This is a genomic window from Alkaliphilus hydrothermalis, assembly GCF_016908555.1.
Lineage (GTDB): Bacteria > Bacillota > Clostridia > Peptostreptococcales > Natronincolaceae > Alkaliphilus > Alkaliphilus hydrothermalis.
Window position 1 is genome coordinate 110,240 of the sequence record NZ_JAFBEE010000004.1, and the last position, 17,925, is coordinate 128,164.

Sequence of the window (17,925 nt, forward strand, 5' to 3'; positions counted from 1 at the left end):
TAAGGAGACTGCATTTCTCATTCACTTATACCTCGTATTGAAAATCCTTCTTATTACCTTCTTTATCCGTTACTGTCCATTGAATCTTAGAATTCTCTATATCGAATTTTATCTCTATCGTATCTAGAGCATTTTTATCATACCCCTTAAGTTCCCATACTTCCTTAGCAAACTTGATTAATTTACTCTCGGAGATGACATATTCCTTGAAGATAAAATCAATAGAATTTTTCTTTCGCTCTCTGACCTTCATTATTTTCTTAAATATTTTCATTTCTTCATCTAAGGAGTATATGCTTGAACTATTTCCAGTGCTTTCCCTTTTCTCCACCTTCATATGCCCATCCTTAATTTCTCCCAATAGAGCTTTCTTAGCCAGTTGATCAGCTTCTTCATTGTATTTATCCCCAGTATGGGCCCTTACCTTTGTGAATTTTATATCTAAGTATTTTCTATAATCCTTGATGAACTCAACATATTCTTGAGTCCCCTGCTTATTTGCCTTCCAGTTACCATTGGCCCATCGTTCGATTCCTTCATAGTCGTGGTAGATCATGATGGATGCACATTTATTTTCATGGGCCCACTCAATCGCCTTCATGGCCCCCAGCAGCTCTCCAGCTACATTCCGCATTTCTACATATTCCTTTTCAATCCCTACACCAGCCAAACGAATCACTTCATCCTTATGTAGGATCACACATCCATAGGCGTACCTCTGATAACCATTCATGTAGCTACCATCAACATAGGCTTCGACTTCAGCTTTGATTTCTTTACCATCCTCCTGCAGTGGATTTGAAGCAGCATCTCCACTGACATAGTTATAGGCTTCTTCATAGGAGGAGAAACTTTTATAAATCGCTCCACTAAAACCTTGTATATGTTTTTTGCACTCATTCCAATTATCAAACACACCCGTCTCTCTACCCATTTTAATAGCGTAGTATTTCTTTTGTGCCACTGTATTCCCCCCTTGTTTTGATTAATCTATTATTCTGTTTGTATCAACTTATATAATTCTGATCTAGTGTTTTTATTGATTGTTATTTTCTGTGTTAGCTTTACTCGTATTTTTCTTCTCCTTCAACCGCTCAATCCCCCACTCTGCATACTGTCGTATATCTAGTCTAGGGTCCTTTAAAAGAGGGGTTAGGTACTGTATAGCCTCTGGGGTTCCTTGGTTTACTAAAGCAATAATGGCATTCCTTTGAAGGACTTTCTTCCCCCTCCAGCCAGAAGCATTATCTTTAAATGCCTCCTTAAACTCTTTGTTTGACATATTTAATAGTTTGACCAAATCCACTTGATGGGAAGTACCCATAGGGACAAAATCTTTAGTAGACGAAGCCCTTACCCCCTTATTATGGGGACATATTGTTTGGCATACATCGCAGCCGTAGAGCCTTTTGACTAGTTTAACCCTGTCTTCTTCTGCAATATCGGTTCTTTTTTGTAGGAGACAGGACAAACACCTATTTCCATTGAAGACGTAGGGCGCCTCTATTGCACCTGATGGACAATGTTCTATACATAGATTACAACCCAAGCATTCCTTATTCTTAAGGGGCATGTCCCCCTTAATTTCTACATTTGTGATCATGTAACCGATAAAAAACCATGATCCATATTCCTCATTAATTAGAGTTGAATTGTATCCATACCACCCTAGCCCTGCCCGATGGGCTACTTCTCGGTCCACCAGTGGACCTGTGTCCACAAAGGCTTTGTATTCAGCCCCCGCCACCTCAATCTCCAGCAATTTTCCAATAGCCTCCAGCTTTTCATGGAGGACAAGATGATAGTCCTTTCCCCAAGCAGTTCTGGCCAATTCTCCATAATATTGGGGCTTTTCCACCTCCAACTGGGAGTCATCTATATAGTAGCCTTGTCCAATCACGATGATGGATTTTGCCGTCTGGAGGGTTTTGCGGGGATCAATCCTTAACTCTATATCTTCCTCTTCAAACCCGGTAAGATATTGGGCTTCCCTACGGTCTTCAAGAATTTGTCGCACTTCTTCAAAGGGTTGGGCTGAGGTAAAGCCTATTAAATCCACCCCGATTGCCTTTGCGTAATTTATGATTTTATCCTTTAAATTCATTATAATTCCCCTTTTACGGCTGGAGGTTTTTCAATATTGGAGCCTGTTCAAAAGCCTTCAGATTCAAGGAGCAAGTGAAGCCAGCGATCGTAGCGTATGCAGTAATACGTGAGTGTGCTGGGTTTACGCCGTGACGCAGAAGCTGGAGGTTTTTCAACAGGCTAATGTTGGTGTATAAATAGCCTCAGCTCATCCAACGGCCACACCCTAAATAACACCCTCCCCTTAATCCTATCGGTATCAAGAAAGCCAAAGTTCCTGCTGTCGTTACTATCGTTTCGGTTATCCCCCATAACAAAAACTGCTTTTTCTGGTACGATCCCTTGAAGATAGGGGTACACTCGATCTATATATCCTTCTGAATTTATGTATTCCTCTTTTATTTCTTCGTCATTCCTATATAAAGTCCCTTCTTTGAGGGCAAAATAATCTTCTTCATCGGCTACAATGCGTTTAACAAAAAGTTGCCCGTTCCCATGATTGCCCGGGGGCGTAAAAATTATCAAATCCCCAACCTGTGGCTGTTGAAAAAGGTAGGCACATTTAAAGACAAAAAGCCTGTCTTTATTCTTTAAAGTAGGTTCCATAGATTGACCCTGTACCACAGCAAACCCAAATACGAACTTCTCTACAAAAAAAGCAATCACTAGCGCCACTAAAATAATTTCAAACCATTCACCGAATCTACTTAATTTTTTCACCATTATAACACATCTCCTAATGTCTGTATATAAGTTATTTTTCCAATATTTGGTTGGATAACTAATTGACGATGTTAATAAATTAGTGGCCTCTATTAACAGACCGCTCCCTATTTTTATTATTATGATTACTTTTAGGGATATTATCCCCTTAATGGTGAAAAAAATTAAAAAACCACTATAAATATAGGAAGGTTTGCACCCCTAAATTTACAGTGGTTGGATTTAAATTATTGACACTATGTTAAGCTCTATTTTAAGTTAATACAACAAGGCTAAAATACCCCATCATAATGGTGACGATTATTACATTGACGATAATACTCAATACGTATCCCACTAAACTTGCTGTACCTGATTTTATAGAGGATTTTAAGTTCTTTCCTGATAAAATCTCCCCAGCCATAATTCCTAAAAACTGCCCCACTACTAAGCCAATTAAGTTTAACAATAAAAAACCAACGATACCACCAATAATCAGACCCCATGTTCCTGTTTTTGAGACGTTGAATTTCTTTGCACTAATAAAAGAGGCTAAATAATCAAATAGAATTCCTCCTAAAGTCAATAACCCAAACAACACTATCACCTTTAAAGAGATAACAGTAAAGGATGTGGACCAGCCATAAAGGACAATTCCTGCTAAAACTAAAATAGGCCCCGGTAAAAATGCTACAAATATCCCTATAATTCCTAGAATTATTAGTATTACACTAAAAAATAAATAGTAGTTCATATCCCCATCACCAACCTTTTAAAATCATGTACTATACACTATCTATTATTGCCACTTTAAGAAATACCATCCTATTCTACTCCTCGTCAAACAAGCTTAAAGAAAGGCTAACAAAAAGCGTGGAATTATCCACGCTGTTGTTTATTTTTAGACATTTTAGTAATTCCTATAACTGCAATCGAAAATGTTCTTGTATCTTCTCTTGTTTTATCTTTTTTATCCGTTAGATAATCCTTCACCAAGTCATTAATTTTACCAATGAGCTCTTTAGATTCCTCTGTAGTTAAATAATAATCATTGTGGTAGTCTAAGAACTTCGGTAGCCCATTATTTGATTTTTCCGCTGATTTATAAAAATCTGCACTGATTTTTTCAAATATAGAGATACTGGCCTGATTGATAGATTGAAGAACATCATCATCTACATTTTGCATAAAACTCTTATCAATGACCAATTTTGTGGCAGCTGGTAAATAATACTTCTCTATAATACCTGATTTCACCTTTTCGTCCACCAACTCTAGAATACCCACTTTAAGCAAACTCTTAATATGATAATTTACTTTTGCATGGGGTTCCCCTAACTTTTCAGCTATTTGTTTGGCTGATTGAGGTTGATCCCCTTCAAACGCACCAAAAACTTCAACTCTATAGGGATGAGATATGGCTTTTATTTGCTCTAGATCCCTCATTACAAGTATATCCTTCATTTATTCGTCCCCTTTTTATCAGTTTCTTAATATTAATTATATTTCTTTTTTAACAATTTGTCAAAATTATTAAAAAACTGTAATGATTAAAAAATTGATAAGTTATAAGTTTTTGCTAGATCAGCTAGTATCTTTACTCCAGCACTACTATTTCCTTTTTCATCCAGAGCAGGACCAACTACACCGATCCCCATTTTTCCCGGTACTAATGCCATTATTCCACCACCTACACCACTTTTAGCAGGGATCCCCACTTCGATGGCAAAGGCTCCACTGGCATTATACATTCCACAGGTCACCATAAAGGTTTTTGCAATTTTTGCATACCTTGGGTCCACCAATTGCTCACCAGTCTCAATTAACGCCCCATCATTGGCTAAAAATCTTCCTATTCTGGCAATATCTCTGCAGGTAACCTCTAGAGAGCATTGTCTAAAATAAACATCTAGATTTTCTTCTACTTCTCCATCTATCACCCCAACATCCCTCATAAAATAGGCCATTGCACGATTACGATCACCTGTCTTTTTCTCAGACAAGTACACATCAAGATTAATGTCTAAAGTATCATTATTTGTTATTTTTCTAAATAAATCTAAGATTTTTTGAAATTTCTCTTCTGGGTTTCCTTTAATCAAGGAAGTTACTGCAATAGCCCCCGCATTAATCATTGGATTAAAGGGCTTTGAAGGCCTTACTACCTCCAGTTTCATCATAGAATTAAAAGAATCCCCTGTTGGCTCCATTCCAACAAATTGGAAGAGTTCTTCTGGCCCTCTGTCTTCTAATGCAATCAGCAAAGTAATAACCTTTGAGATACTCTGTATTGTAAAGGGATACTGAAAATCCCCTACTCCAAACTCTTCTCCACTTATATCAGCAATGTATATCCCTAATGCATTTTTATTGGCTTTTGCTAACTGAGGAATATAAGTCGGCAGTGTCCCTTGATCAACATGGTGTCTATTATTTTCTAAAATTTCCTTTAGCTTTTGCTCCATCTTGCACCTTCCTATCGACAAATTTTTACCCTTAAAGAATATATGATATTTTTTTTATAGTCAACCTTAAAATGCACCGCCACCAATGAATTCCCTCAGTATTGAAGTCCTAGGAATATCAACTTCGTTCTCTAAAGCCACGAAATAACTTAGAAACTTAAGAAGTCGCTTTGCTTCAGCAAAATAGGGACTACTGACATCCACTTGTCTCAACAAAGGCTCAGCATATTTTTTTAGTATGCTTAATTCATAAAAAAGGGCTGAGTTAAACATTACATCGGCTTCCTCTTGGAATGGGAATATGTTTTTTTCTTCCCCTCGCCTCACCGACTGCCACATTGATAAGGTTCTGGTTGCATCATTGGAACGGTATTTATAATCCCTAACAATACGCCTGATTAGTCTTGAATCAGTGGTTGGGATTCGATTATGCTCGTCAATATTTAACTGGGTTAATGCGCTAATATAGATTTTAAACTTACTTTCTTTTGAAATTGCCTGTGTTAACTCATTATTAAGGGCATGGATCCCTTCAAGTATTACTGGTTGACCTGGATTTATTTTCAACTTATGGCCCCTATATTCCCTTTCTCCTGTATGAAAATTAAAGGTTGGCACTTCAATTTCATTGCCCTTCAAAAGCTCTTCTAAATCCCGATTGAAAAGCTCAAGATCAATTGCATAGAGGGATTCAAAGTCGTAATTTCCATCTTCATCTAGGGGGGTCAACTCTCGATTAACAAAATAGTCATCTAAAGAAATTGAAATTGGCTTCAACCCATTTACCTTTAGTTGTACCATCAGCCGTTGGGCAAAGGTTGTTTTCCCTGATGAAGAAGGTCCCGCTATTAAAATTAATTGCTTTTCATTTATATTGTCTTGAATCTTATCTGCGATTTCTGCAATTTTCTTTTCATGAAGTCCTTCTGCAATTCTAATAAATTCTCCTTCTTTCTTAGAAACAATTAGATCATTTAATGCAGCTACATAATCAATTTCTAAAATTTCTCCCCATTTTTCACTTTCTCTAAAGACTTTAAAAAGTTTCACCTGTTCTTCAAATTCAGGTATTTCTCCACCATACTCTCCTCTAGGATACTGAATTACAATCCCTGGTTCATAATATTTCAACTTGAATTTCTTCAAATACCCTGCTGATGGTGTCATGTAACCATAGAAATAGTTCCTTAACCAACCACACTGATACATGTTAATATAAGGTTTTTCTCTATACTTGAGTAATCGTACCTTACCCATTTGCTCATAATCCCTAAAAATATCCTTTGCTTCTCCAACTGGCATTCTTGATTTGACAAAAGGTACGTCCTCTGTGATGATTTCCTTCATTCTTTCCTCTATACGCTCTACGTCTTTAGGTTCAATTTCCCTTTTATAGTGGATTTCACAATATAGACCTCTGCTTAAGGAATGCTCCACCGATACCTGGCATCCGGAAAATAACTCCATACAAGCTCTAATGAAGACGAACACCAGACTTCTTTGGTAAATCCTAGAGCCTATTGGTGATGTATGGGATAATAATTTCAACTCACAATCATCATCTAATCTGTTATGTAACTCTTTAAGATCGTTATCCACAAGAGCTGCTACAAAGATATTAAGATCATCTTTTTTGAAATCGTTACACACTTCCTCTATTTTAATTCCACTTTCATATTGAAAAGTCCCGTGATTTTCAATCATTACTGTAATTTTATTGTGATTATTTTGCTTCGACATATAAATCCCCCCTATTAAATATTTTGTTGTATATTAATATTTTATGATACAGACTAGTTCAATATTTCTTTAATTTATTTCTTAATTTCCACTCTTATCTTATAACTTTAAATTTCTATAAAATTTAAAAAGTTCCTGCCAAAAGACAGGAACTTTTAATCTTCGTTATCCTTACATCATTGGTCTACTAGGAGTTGAAATTTGGCTTAGGGCTGAACCTGCTTCGTTTTCATAGATACCGTGTACCGCTAAGTCACCAATAGAAACCATTCCTACCATTTTCCCGTTTTCAACTACAGGAAGTCTTCTAATCTGATTCTCTCCCATAATTCTTGCTGCCTCATGTACATGCATATCTGGAGTAACAGAAATTACATGCTTAGACATTACTTTTTCTACTGTATCACTTGTGTTAATGTTAGAAACCATACCTCTAATAACTAGATCTCTATCGGTTACGATTCCAACAGGATGTTGATTGTTATCAATGATTGGCATTACTCCAACATTTAGATCCTTCATGGATTTAGCAATTTGATTGATTGGTGTAGTTGTCGTTGCCACCATAACATCAGAAGTCATTATATCTCTTACCTTCATAGTTTAAATCCTCCTTTAATAAAATAAATTTCATATTTAGGTTATCCTAAAATATCTTTTTTATTTATTAAAGAATTAGTCAATCCTATAGAAATTTTTATTTACTTTAGCAGTCCAATTTTATTCAAAGGATATAACCTTAGGAAGGCTCTACCTACAATAGCATCAATATCAATTAGCCCGATGACTTCATCTCTACTATCCATACTGTTGAAGCGATTATCCCCCATAGCAAAAATTTTACCTTCGGGAATCGTTAGCTCTGTACCTTCATAGTACTTACCTTCTGTATATTTGTCAGCTGTATAATCCTCAGTTAAGACCTCACCATTCACATAGACATCTCCCTCTTTAATGAGTAATGTATCTCCAGGCAAAGCAATAACTCTCTTAATCAATAGTTTATTCCGACCTAAGTTAGTCTTAATATCAGATTTGAAGACTACGATATCTCCCTGTTTTGGAGGATTTTGTTTGTACAATAATCGGTTAATAATCAAAAAGTCATTTTCACTTAAGGTTGGCATCATGGAATGTTGCCTTACGATTGTGGGTTTAACAAAAGTAGTGATGACTAATGCAATGACCACCGACAATAATATGGTTTTGACCCACTCTAGTATTTCTTCTTTCCTCATTTGTAATCCCCCTGTCTTCACTCTCTAGTACTCTCAATTATTTTATCATTCAATTCTATTGAGTGCAACTACTAGAAAATAAATCCAAGTCAAAGGGATGCTAGTCAGATACTTGCTTTCTATTCACTTATATACTCATTGACCACATCAGATATATTATCAAAGTTAATGTTATCCCCAGAATCATCCCAAGCCACTTCTTCATCAATTAAAAGGATTAGTTGTGGTGTCTCATGGGAAACCTCTAAAATTTCTTCTATGCCCTCAGAAGCTTCAACATCCTCCCTTACATAAACCACAGTAAAAATGATGTCCTCCTCCGTATCCTCCATATAGTCAAGATACTCCTGATACGCATCATCACTTTCTTGAAGCATAGCATCATGTTTAAAAATAAAAATCGGTTTCTTTTTGGACCTTTTAATGAGCTTCTCTAATTCCTCTACAGTACCTATTTTTTTTGCCTTCTTTGCCATCAAAATCCCTCCCCACGGATTAAAAAATAGTATCTTTATATTACTATCTTTATATTGTCCTTTAAACGATATTATAACTGATAAAAAAAATATTATGTAATTTTCTGCTTTAAAGCGAAATAAATAGTAAAAATATAGGAGTGTTAATAATTACATTAAAGAAGTAAGTTGAAATCAATAGGTTGAATATGATATTCTTATTACATAAGAAGTATTCGAAAGGACGGAAAATAAATGGAAAAACTAAAGGATCTTCTACATGATTTGACGGATGTGATATTAGCTATTGGGATTGTAGTTGTAATGTTTACTGTAGTAACTATGAATTTGGGAGATTGGTTTAGCGGAGATAGTGCTGTTGTATTCGCAAATTCTACTCCTCAAGTAAACATCGCTGGGTCTGAGGATCAGAATAAAGATGAAGCCAACATCGAAGATACTGAAAGGGAAGTAGTGGAGGAAACGGAGGAAGTCACTAAAGAAGTTACTGAAAAACCAGTAGATAATTCCTCAAAGCAATCCACCAAAGAGTCAAAGCCTAAAGAATCAACAGAAGAAAAACCAGCAGTTATTACAGTTGTAGATGTTAAGAAGGTTACTATCCCAGATGGAACACCTGGAGTAAATATTGCTAAAATCCTTCAAGAGAAGGGGCTAATTGAAGAACCTGCAGAATTTATTAAGGTTGCAGAGGATTTGAAGTTAGCTTTAAAACTAAAATCTGGAACTTTTGATATTCCAACCAACTCTACAGTAAAAGAAATGGTAGAAATCATTGCCAGAGTAAAATAATAAAAGCCAGCCACCAGTAAGTATACAGAAATACGTCATGGTGCTGGCTTTTGTTGTTACAGGCTAAGCTGTTTCATTTAAATGCTGTTTTAATGATACCATAGACTCTAAATAATAATCCGCAAGAGCCTTTAGTTCCATTTGATCCGCCTCAGAATGCTGGTCGTATACCGCCACTACCTTCATTCCTGCTGCCTTCCCTGCCTGTACTCCTGCTACTGTATCCTCAAAAACTAATGTAGCCTCTGGTGAAACCCCCATTAATTCAGCGGTTCTTAAAAACACATCCGGTGCTGGCTTACCTTTTTTTACTTCGCAGGAGGTTACAATGGCATCAAAGTACTTAGTAATTTCATGTTGTCTAAGTACTGCCTCCACTAAATCTACATTACAACTAGTACCTAAACCAACTTTAATCCCTTGGGAATTTAGTTTGTCTATGAAATCCTTTGCGCCATCCTTTAGTTGTATTTTTTTCTCATATTGCTCTAAAGCCATCTGAATCCATTCATCCTTAATCTCATCAACAGTCTCCTTCAGCATAAACATTTCCTTAAAATGGGTGGCATTTTCCGTAAAGCTCTTTCCTTCTGTTATTTTATTGATATTTTCTGGTACTGCGATTCCCCGTTCTCCTAAAAAGTCTATATCTATTTGCAACCATACCCCCATAGAGTCAATAATGGTTCCATCTAAGTCAAAAATAACACCCTCTATATTATTAAACATCAGAATTCCCCCTTTAGGTTTAACGCTATTATAACATTTTAATTCCTACTATTATACTATATCTAACATCATTAATCATTAGATTTAACTAAACACCATACTTTATCTCATTTTATTAACATTATTGTTCCCCTTCATCCTTCAGATGCTCATCTATCGCCTTGTTACGACGAAAAAAATCTCTGCTATCTTTTGTATACTCATTTAATTTAGTAATATTCATATACCATAGGAAGATCACGTAGGGAATAAACAAAGTCATTAATATAGGGATCTGTGCCATTAGAATAAAGTTAAACAACCCATGTAGCACGATTGGAATTAACAACGATCGACTGTAATATCTTTGTTTCTCATCTTTGTCCTTAGCATACTTTGCCAAAGATAAATAGTATCCCATCGTTACAGCAAACAACACATGGGCAGGTACAGATAAAATTCCCCTCATGATCCCAACATAATAATTTCCTGTATATCTAAAAACCACATACATGATATTTTCAACAGTTGCAAATCCTAAAGCAGAAAATACACAGTAGACAATTCCATCTAATTTTTCATTGAAATATCTACTATTAAAAGCACCCCCACGGATTACTACTGCCCTTTTAAAATACTCTTCTGTAAAACCCGCTACGACAAAGGCAGTGTAGGCAATTCCAAACAATCCACCAAATATATTAAACCTTAATAAAAATCTTTCGATCACAATAACGGGTATTACCGACAATGCGCCTAAAATAAATGTCCTAATTAGTAACTTCCAAGGTTCCCGATCATAGCGATCGTTTAAATAAGTAGCAGCACCAAGGGCAATGCCTGGGGCTATAGCAATCATCAATAACCTAGTTATCATATATACCCACATCCTCATTAGTTTATTAAATTATTTTTTTATCTATATCATATTATTAGTAATCAACTAGCTTCTATCCAACATCAGTATGTATAATATTTACCATTATAATTGCCTAATACTTCACTTTCTTACACAACTACTACTAAACCTCTTACCAAAATATTCTATAGAAAATATTAACACATATTGCCTTGTTTTTTCAAGACTCCATTTACCATAAACTTTCAATACATTATTGTTTTTAATACTATTAGAAAGCACATAATAAAGTGAGCTTATCAATTTAAAATGAAGGAAGGTATGTTTATGGAAGATTTAACAAAGGATGAAAAGAAATTTATTTTAGATTTAATCGTTAGTGTTAAAAAAGTTCATGCAAAACAAAGAAAAGTAATTACTCCACCCCAAAGAAAAATTATCGATAGTATCTGGGATAAAATGAGCCATGAACTATAATTTTAATAGGAATTTACTATGGTTTTTTATTAATTTATTGTATTAGGGGCTTATTTATAGTCAATACTATTAATAAACTGCTTAATCTAAATTTTAACGGAGGTGATAATATGGAACCAATCGGTATTGTATATGGATTTCTGAGCTTTTATGGAGCAAAGGGGCTATTCAAAAAAGTAAGACAACCTTTAAGAAGGGCTGTTGTATCCACCACCAGCCAAATTCTCCATGGGTTAGATACACTTAAAGAGCAGGCTTATGAAGTAAAAGAAGGATTTGAAGATGTAGTAGCTGAGGCCCAATATGAAAACATGCTCAGGAAACACTCTCAAATAAACCCAGATCAAGAATTTGGAGGTATGGAAGATGATGTTATTAGTTAAAATGCTCTTAATAGGTGGAATTTTTGTTTTTACTTCTAACTTAATGGGCTTTGTAATGGTAATATAATGCATATTACCTCCAGTATCCCAGGTAGAATCAGAATCAAAGTACCACAAATTTATAGAAATTCCACCATAGCGTCCCATATCATTGATTGTCTGGAGGAAGAACAATTCGTTACCAAAGTAACAACTAATGTCTATACTTCCAGCATTCTTATTGTCTATCAAAAGACTAAAAAATTCTGTGGAATAGAAAAATTAATTTCAATTATAAAAAAACAGCTTGTATTTCCTCTTGATTTATCCCATGAAAAGGGAAACTCCCAAGAAGTGGTTGATCAACGAAATAGTCAAATGTTACTTCCCTCATTCTTAAAGAATGTATCATTAGGGGTAGTTGGTGCTTCACTAGGATTAGGGCTTTTCAATCGCCCTTCTGTTTTCTTTACGGATTTGGTAAAAGTCATCGGTTTTGCCTTTATTATCGAGGTCATAGATGGTTTACTGCTAAATATCTTTTATCCTTTTCTAATAGGCATCGAGGACGCTGTGGACTCAACAAAACAAGACAATAAAAAAATCCCTACTGCTTCCTTACTGATTGGTACTCTAGCTGTTTTAGCTTCAAAATTTTCCTTAATATTAATTCTGTTATCACTTTTTCTATATTTTAGAAAGCCTATTATGGCATCATTAATTTTACCCTATCGGGTAGCATCTTATAATAGGCTACAGCGCCGCGTTGTGATTAACAAGGGCTCCAGCATAAAAAAAATTGCAGAAATAGATTCTGTAGTATTTGATATGAGGAACAATTCCTATCAACTTACAGGCAATATCATAGAAGACTTAAGGTCTAGGGGCATATTAGAGTTGTCTATAGTTACCCATGACGCTAGTATGGAGTTGCAGGAGTTAGTTATGGATTATGAAGTTAATTTGATAAGGCTACAACCTCAACAAAGTCTTTCCGTATCCGAGCTGAAGATTAATGAAGGCAAAACAGATAAGATTGCTTGGGTGTCTGAACATTCCTCTGCTGGGAAGGAAGATCAAGGATGGGATATTAAGATTGTTAACTCAGATTCACTAGATGGTTCCACCCCTCCTATGCTTGAAAAGGATTTATCGATCTTCGGTGGGGATTTACTTTTGTTTGGAGATACCATAGATTATTTTAAATTAATGCAGGAGAAAATTAATCAAAACTATCTAATTAGTATTGGTTCCCTTACTGCTGCTTTTATGATAATTCTAAAGGGTACCTTTTCCCCTTTGAAGATTTGGCTTTTCAGTTTAATCAATTATAGTTTGGTGTTTAGAAATTCAATTGTTAATTTGAGGTGATTAGATGGAAGAAAAAAAAAAGATAGAAGGCCAGTTAGAAGAAGCCACTAACTTGTTGATTCAAACAATGGAGGAAGGCTTTATATATATGAAAAATCACCCTCAAGATTCTGAGGCGATTATTGATATTACCAAGAAACATTTTAATATTATTATGAAGAACCTACTTTCCATGAGCGAAAAGTATAACAACAGAGATGTTGCAAAAGCCATAGGAAAGGCGATTATGTTCAGAAGATAGGAGGAAATTAATCGATGAATTTGTTAAAACCACTGGCTTCACAAAATTTTATACTTGGAATAGGTATTGCTGCAGCTACTTATGTGTTTGGTCCAGCAATTAAGCGGGGGGCAAAAAAGGTTGCTGTAAAAGGAGTACAAGGTGCATTAATGGCGGGAGAAGCCACTAACGAAACAGTATCAAAGGGAAAGGATATGTTTTCTGATTTCATGAATAATGTACACCATAATGAGAATAGTGAGCAAAAACATATGGAGCAATTATTTCAACAGGAGTTATTTAATAGCTTAAAAACAACTCAAGAGAATCAGAGTAAAGCCTTTACTGAATTATTGTCCACTATCAAAGATATGCAGGAGGAAATCAGAGATTTCAAAAAAACTATGCAAAGTAATTCAAATCCTGAACCTCAAAATATGTAATTTTCTTGATTTAAAACAGTTCTTAAAAAGAGAACTGTTTTAAATCCCTAAGAAGCAGCTTTACTATAACTCTGGGTCATCAAAAAGTCATTACATTGATTTTTAAGCTGTTTTTTTGTTCTTAGTTTTATATTAAGAAGAATACCAGCAATCCTTTTAGAAAATTCCTTCTGATGACGAATAGATAATTCTTGACTACTAAGCCTCAACAAAGATAAAAGTCCTTTTCCCATTGAGAAATTACGTTCTTCAAGGACTTTCTCATATTTCCTTGGGAATATTAAAGCTAGGGAATCATTGAACACATCATCTAAATGGGCTTCAGTTTGTAAAGCCATTTGATAGGTTTTCTTGTATTCCTTCAGTAGGGCTGTATTGGTGGTTAGTATTCCTATTTCTTCATCAGAAATATTGAGTTCAATAGGTTTAGCAATTCTATAATAGGACGCTACACTCCCTATTCTATCTTTAATTGAGTTTATCATGTTTTTGAATTCATTATCATTGAAAACAACTTGTTGGATAGTTGTCACAATATCTAAATTATAGAGTTGGTTTTTCTTTTGTAAGGATTTTAATATCATCTTTTCAACTGAGGAAAAATACTGGTTGACTTCTTGATCTATATATACATACAGGTCCTCAAGACACTTAATTTTTTCCTCTAATTGGATATGTATCATCATTAGTCCTCTTTTCCAGTACTATTTTTCAAGTTATGCAGAGTTATTATATCACAAAATTGTTAAGGCATAATTACTAACATATTAACAATTTGTTATATGTGCCTTATTCAAATGAGTTTTAAATTTGAAGGAGGCAACTAAATGCAGGAATCAACACAGCAATTTTCTATATCAACAGCCATTCCTGGTAGAATACGTTTAAAAATACCAGATCTTTATAGAAACACCCTTTTGTCCAATAGCTTGATGAAGGGCTTAGAAAAAATCAACGGAATCAAATCGCTGAAAATTAATACTGCTACTAAATCCCTTTTGGTGGAGTATTTATCTCAGCAAATTTCTGAAAGCAAAATAATAGATGAAATTAAGAAGGAGCTTCAACAATATAAAAGAATTCTCCACCAGAAGATGGATATGGTCATGTCAACAGCCACCACTACAGTAGTTCCCCTCCATGCTGGACATAGAGCACCTATTCAAAAGTCCAGTAAAAACAATTTTAAATCTTCTAGAAAATCACCAAAAGGCCTAGATTTTCCACCACCACTCAATAATACAGAGTGGTACAAGAAATCTGCCAAAGAAATTAAAAGAATATTAACCACTGATTTCAATACCGGTATAAGTGAAGAACAATGGCGGGAATTGATTAAAAAATATGGACCAAATGAGTTTCAGCAGCAGGAAAAAAAGTCTATTTTCCGTATGTTCCTAGAGCAATTTGATGACTTTATCATGAAGCTCTTGTTGGGGGCCAGTGCTGTCACTTATTTTATAGGTCAACGGGGGGATACTTTTACAATTTTGGCCGTCATTGTTGTGGAGGCACTATTGGGGGTTTGGCAAAATCGCAAAGCTCAAAAATCCTTAGAAGCCCTTAAAAATTATGCAGCTCCCTCCTCTAGGGTAATTCGTTCTGGACAGGTTCAACAGGTGGCTTCTAGGGACCTTGTTCCTGGAGATATTATTCTTTTTGAAGCTGGCGATATACTTCCAGCCGATGCTAGAATAATAGAAAGCTTTAATCTAGAGGTACAGGAGTCTACATTAACAGGTGAGTCGGAAGCAGTGTCCAAATCAGCTAAAGTTGAACACTCCACCACCATTCCTTTAGGGGATATTAAGAACATGGTCTTTATGGGGACCACTGTTGTCAGGGGTAATGGTCGAGCCATCGTAGTTAATACTGGAATGAGTACGGAAATGGGGGCCATTGCTAAAGTTCTTGATTCTGATCATGAAGAACCCACTCCTTTGCAAAGGGATTTAATGAATATGGCTAAGATCATTACATGGATTTGTATCGGCGTATCCGCTACAATTGTCATCAGTGGAATACTAGGCGGACAATCATTTGTAGAAATGCTCAGGACTGGTATCGGTCTAACGGTGGGAGCAATTCCCGAGGGTCTAACAACCATTTTAACCATCTCACTAGCCTTTGGTGCTCAACGGATGGCAAAAAGGGGTGCAATTGTAAAAAATCTACCCTCTGTCGAGTCCTTAAGTTGTGCTGACGTAATATGTACAGATAAAACAGGAACTTTGACGCTGGGTCAGATGACAGTAACAGACTTAGCCACCATCAATAACTGCTACAAAGTCAGTGGTGATAACAATCCTTTAAAGGGAAATTTTTATTCGGGTAATCATAAAATCCACCCTAATCAATATCCTGATTTAAAACAATTGGTGACTATAGGAGGTTTATGTAACAATTCCTCCTATCAAATTAATGATGATAAATCCCTTGAAATAATCGGGGATCCCACTGAGGCTGCTTTGCTAATCTTAGCTGAAAAGGCAGCCTTTGATGGAAAGCATTTTGATTGTTTTACCAAGTTAAAGGAATACTCATTTGATTCAGAGTTGAAACGAATGTCGGTAATCTGTAAGGATCAACTGGGAAAGCATAACATCAATATCAAAGGAGCTCCAGATGTCATCCTTAAAAGATGTACAAAAATATTGGATGGCTCAACTGTTCGCGAGATAACACCTGAAGATATCATTCAACTAGAGAGTCGTATTAATCGAATGACCCAAGAGGCATTAAGGGTGTTGGCCTTTGCCTATAAAGACATTCCCTCTATACCCACCACCCCTAAAGAAGAGGAACTGGTTGAAAAGGAACTAATCTTTGTAGGATTGGCCGGAATGATCGATCCTCCCCGTCCAGAGGTAAAGGATGCCATTACCAAGTGCCATAAAGCTGGCATAAGGGTTGTAATGATTACTGGTGACCATCGTAATACAGCCATTGCCATTGGTAATCAGTTACGGCTTTTTAACAAAGGTAAACAGGTCATTACAGGTGAACAGTTAGATTCCTATTCAGATGAAGAATTGAGGGATGTCATAGATGACGTGGTCATCTTCGCTCGCACCTCCCCCCATCAGAAGCTTAGAATTGTTAAAGCTTTTCGGAATAAAGGCCATATTGTTGCAATGACAGGTGATGGGGTGAATGATGCCCCTGCAATAAAAGAATCCGACATTGGGATTGCTATGGGTAAAAATGGCTCTGATGTCACTAAGGATTCGGCAGGAATCATTTTAACGGATGATAATTTTACCACCATCGTCAAAGCCATTGAAGAAGGTCGTGGGATTAGTAGTAATATTAAAAAGTTTATTAGATATGTATTGTCGGGTAATGTAGGAGAAGTTATGGCAATTTTTACTGCCTCAATATTCAGACTTCCGCCCCCTCTACTGGCAGGACAAATCCTTATGATCAATTTAGTTACTGAAGGAATTCCAGCCTTAGCCCTTGGGGTAGACCCACCTAATGATTATATTATGGAGGAAGCTCCAAGGGACCCATCCTGTAGTGTCTTTGACAGACCTTTATTGAGCAAAATTCTCACCAGAGGATTGCTTATGGGTCTGGCGGCCTTTGGACTATTTGCTGGTACCTACAGGCTAACAGGCAATATTATCAAAGCCAGAACCCTTGCCTATGGAAGTATCGTTGTAAGCCAAATGTTGCATGTATTTGAGTGTCGTGGAAAAAGTAAGACCAAAAACAAATATATCGTGCCTTCTGTAGCTATATCCACACTATTATTCTTAGGTAGTATCTATATTCCTACGTTTGCAGGCTTATTTGGAACTGCTCCCCTAGGAATGTTAGATTGGTTGATTCTTCTAGTCATGGCTGAATTAGTTAAAATAGGGGACCATCTTAAGCAGTTAATTACTAGAACTCTTGACTGCTCAGCATTTCAACCTTCCCCTTCATACTAAAAAACCTGTAGCTTAATTGCTACAGGTTTTTTAGTACTATATAATATGTAAA

The 17,925-nt window shown here is 35.9% G+C and carries 20 protein-coding genes; 7 read left to right on the top strand and 13 right to left on the bottom strand.

Going from position 1 to position 17,925, the window contains the following annotated elements:
- Positions 1–25: 25 nt before the first annotated feature.
- The 10 genes from JOC73_RS15390 to JOC73_RS04680 form a co-directional block, all read right to left on the bottom strand.
- A complete protein-coding gene (locus tag JOC73_RS15390) occupies positions 26–964 on the bottom strand; it encodes a ribonuclease H1 domain-containing protein (protein ID WP_204400695.1) in 939 nt (312 codons plus the stop codon).
- 72 nt (positions 965–1,036) lie between these two features.
- Positions 1,037–2,104, bottom strand: a complete 1,068-nt coding sequence (gene queG / locus JOC73_RS04640) for a tRNA epoxyqueuosine(34) reductase QueG (RefSeq protein WP_204400696.1) — start codon at positions 2,102–2,104, stop codon at positions 1,037–1,039.
- A gap of 161 nt (positions 2,105–2,265) precedes the next feature.
- On the bottom strand, positions 2,266–2,808 hold the full coding sequence (lepB, locus tag JOC73_RS04645; RefSeq protein ID WP_204400697.1) for a signal peptidase I: 543 nt from the start codon (positions 2,806–2,808) through the stop codon (positions 2,266–2,268).
- Between the two features lie 253 nt (positions 2,809–3,061).
- Complete coding sequence (locus JOC73_RS04650; RefSeq protein ID WP_204400698.1) at positions 3,062–3,541, bottom strand: DUF456 domain-containing protein; 480 nt, start codon at positions 3,539–3,541, stop codon at positions 3,062–3,064.
- A 125-nt stretch (positions 3,542–3,666) separates the two neighbouring features.
- Entirely contained in the window at positions 3,667–4,251 is a 585-nt protein-coding gene (locus JOC73_RS04655) for a winged helix-turn-helix domain-containing protein (RefSeq protein WP_204400699.1), read from the bottom strand.
- An 86-nt stretch (positions 4,252–4,337) separates the two neighbouring features.
- Entirely contained in the window at positions 4,338–5,252 is a 915-nt protein-coding gene (glsA, locus tag JOC73_RS04660) for a glutaminase A (RefSeq protein ID WP_204400700.1), read from the bottom strand.
- 66 nt (positions 5,253–5,318) lie between these two features.
- Positions 5,319–6,992: a nucleoside kinase gene (locus JOC73_RS04665; RefSeq protein WP_204400701.1), complete on the bottom strand. Its 1,674-nt coding sequence runs from the start codon at positions 6,990–6,992 to the stop codon at positions 5,319–5,321.
- Positions 6,993–7,163: 171 nt separating this feature from the next.
- Positions 7,164–7,592, bottom strand: coding sequence for a CBS domain-containing protein (locus JOC73_RS04670; RefSeq protein ID WP_204400702.1), 429 nt, complete (start codon positions 7,590–7,592; stop codon positions 7,164–7,166).
- Positions 7,593–7,693: 101 nt separating this feature from the next.
- Entirely contained in the window at positions 7,694–8,230 is a 537-nt protein-coding gene (lepB, locus tag JOC73_RS04675) for a signal peptidase I (protein WP_204400703.1), read from the bottom strand.
- Positions 8,231–8,349: 119 nt separating this feature from the next.
- Positions 8,350–8,706, bottom strand: a complete 357-nt coding sequence (locus JOC73_RS04680) for a monothiol bacilliredoxin BrxC family protein (RefSeq protein WP_204400704.1) — start codon at positions 8,704–8,706, stop codon at positions 8,350–8,352.
- Positions 8,707–8,940: 234 nt separating this feature from the next.
- Between JOC73_RS04680 and JOC73_RS04685 the strand changes: the two genes are divergently transcribed.
- The gene (locus tag JOC73_RS04685; protein WP_204400705.1) at positions 8,941–9,498 is read left to right on the top strand and encodes a hypothetical protein; all 558 of its coding nucleotides are present in this window, start codon (positions 8,941–8,943) and stop codon (positions 9,496–9,498) included.
- 63 nt (positions 9,499–9,561) lie between these two features.
- Here JOC73_RS04685 and JOC73_RS04690 read toward each other — a convergent pair whose 3' ends face one another.
- Both JOC73_RS04690 and JOC73_RS04695 read right to left on the bottom strand, forming a co-directional pair.
- The gene (locus JOC73_RS04690; protein ID WP_204400706.1) at positions 9,562–10,227 is read right to left on the bottom strand and encodes an HAD family hydrolase; all 666 of its coding nucleotides are present in this window, start codon (positions 10,225–10,227) and stop codon (positions 9,562–9,564) included.
- Positions 10,228–10,348: 121 nt separating this feature from the next.
- A complete protein-coding gene (locus JOC73_RS04695) occupies positions 10,349–11,083 on the bottom strand; it encodes a PrsW family intramembrane metalloprotease (RefSeq protein WP_204400707.1) in 735 nt (244 codons plus the stop codon).
- 309 nt (positions 11,084–11,392) lie between these two features.
- On the opposite strand from JOC73_RS04695, the gene JOC73_RS04700 reads away from it, so the two are divergent.
- The 5 genes from JOC73_RS04700 (at position 11,393) to JOC73_RS04720 (ending at position 13,938) form a co-directional block, all read left to right on the top strand.
- A complete protein-coding gene (locus JOC73_RS04700; protein ID WP_204400708.1) occupies positions 11,393–11,542 on the top strand; it encodes a hypothetical protein in 150 nt (49 codons plus the stop codon).
- Between the two features lie 110 nt (positions 11,543–11,652).
- On the top strand, positions 11,653–11,925 hold the full coding sequence (locus JOC73_RS04705) for a hypothetical protein (protein ID WP_204400709.1): 273 nt from the start codon (positions 11,653–11,655) through the stop codon (positions 11,923–11,925).
- Positions 11,926–11,991: 66 nt separating this feature from the next.
- On the top strand, positions 11,992–13,275 hold the full coding sequence (locus JOC73_RS04710) for an HMA2 domain-containing protein (protein WP_204400710.1): 1,284 nt from the start codon (positions 11,992–11,994) through the stop codon (positions 13,273–13,275).
- A 4-nt stretch (positions 13,276–13,279) separates the two neighbouring features.
- Complete coding sequence (locus JOC73_RS04715) at positions 13,280–13,516, top strand: hypothetical protein (RefSeq protein ID WP_204400711.1); 237 nt, start codon at positions 13,280–13,282, stop codon at positions 13,514–13,516.
- Between the two features lie 14 nt (positions 13,517–13,530).
- Entirely contained in the window at positions 13,531–13,938 is a 408-nt protein-coding gene (locus JOC73_RS04720) for a hypothetical protein (RefSeq protein ID WP_204400712.1), read from the top strand.
- A gap of 47 nt (positions 13,939–13,985) precedes the next feature.
- Here the strand turns inward: JOC73_RS04720 and JOC73_RS04725 are convergent, their stop codons facing one another.
- Positions 13,986–14,621 (bottom strand): hypothetical protein, encoded by a 636-nt coding sequence (locus tag JOC73_RS04725; protein WP_204400713.1) that lies wholly within the window; start codon positions 14,619–14,621, stop codon positions 13,986–13,988.
- Positions 14,622–14,765: 144 nt separating this feature from the next.
- Between JOC73_RS04725 and JOC73_RS04730 the strand changes: the two genes are divergently transcribed.
- Positions 14,766–17,873: a cation-translocating P-type ATPase gene (locus tag JOC73_RS04730; RefSeq protein WP_204400714.1), complete on the top strand. Its 3,108-nt coding sequence runs from the start codon at positions 14,766–14,768 to the stop codon at positions 17,871–17,873.
- The last annotated feature ends 52 nt before the right edge of the window (positions 17,874–17,925 follow it).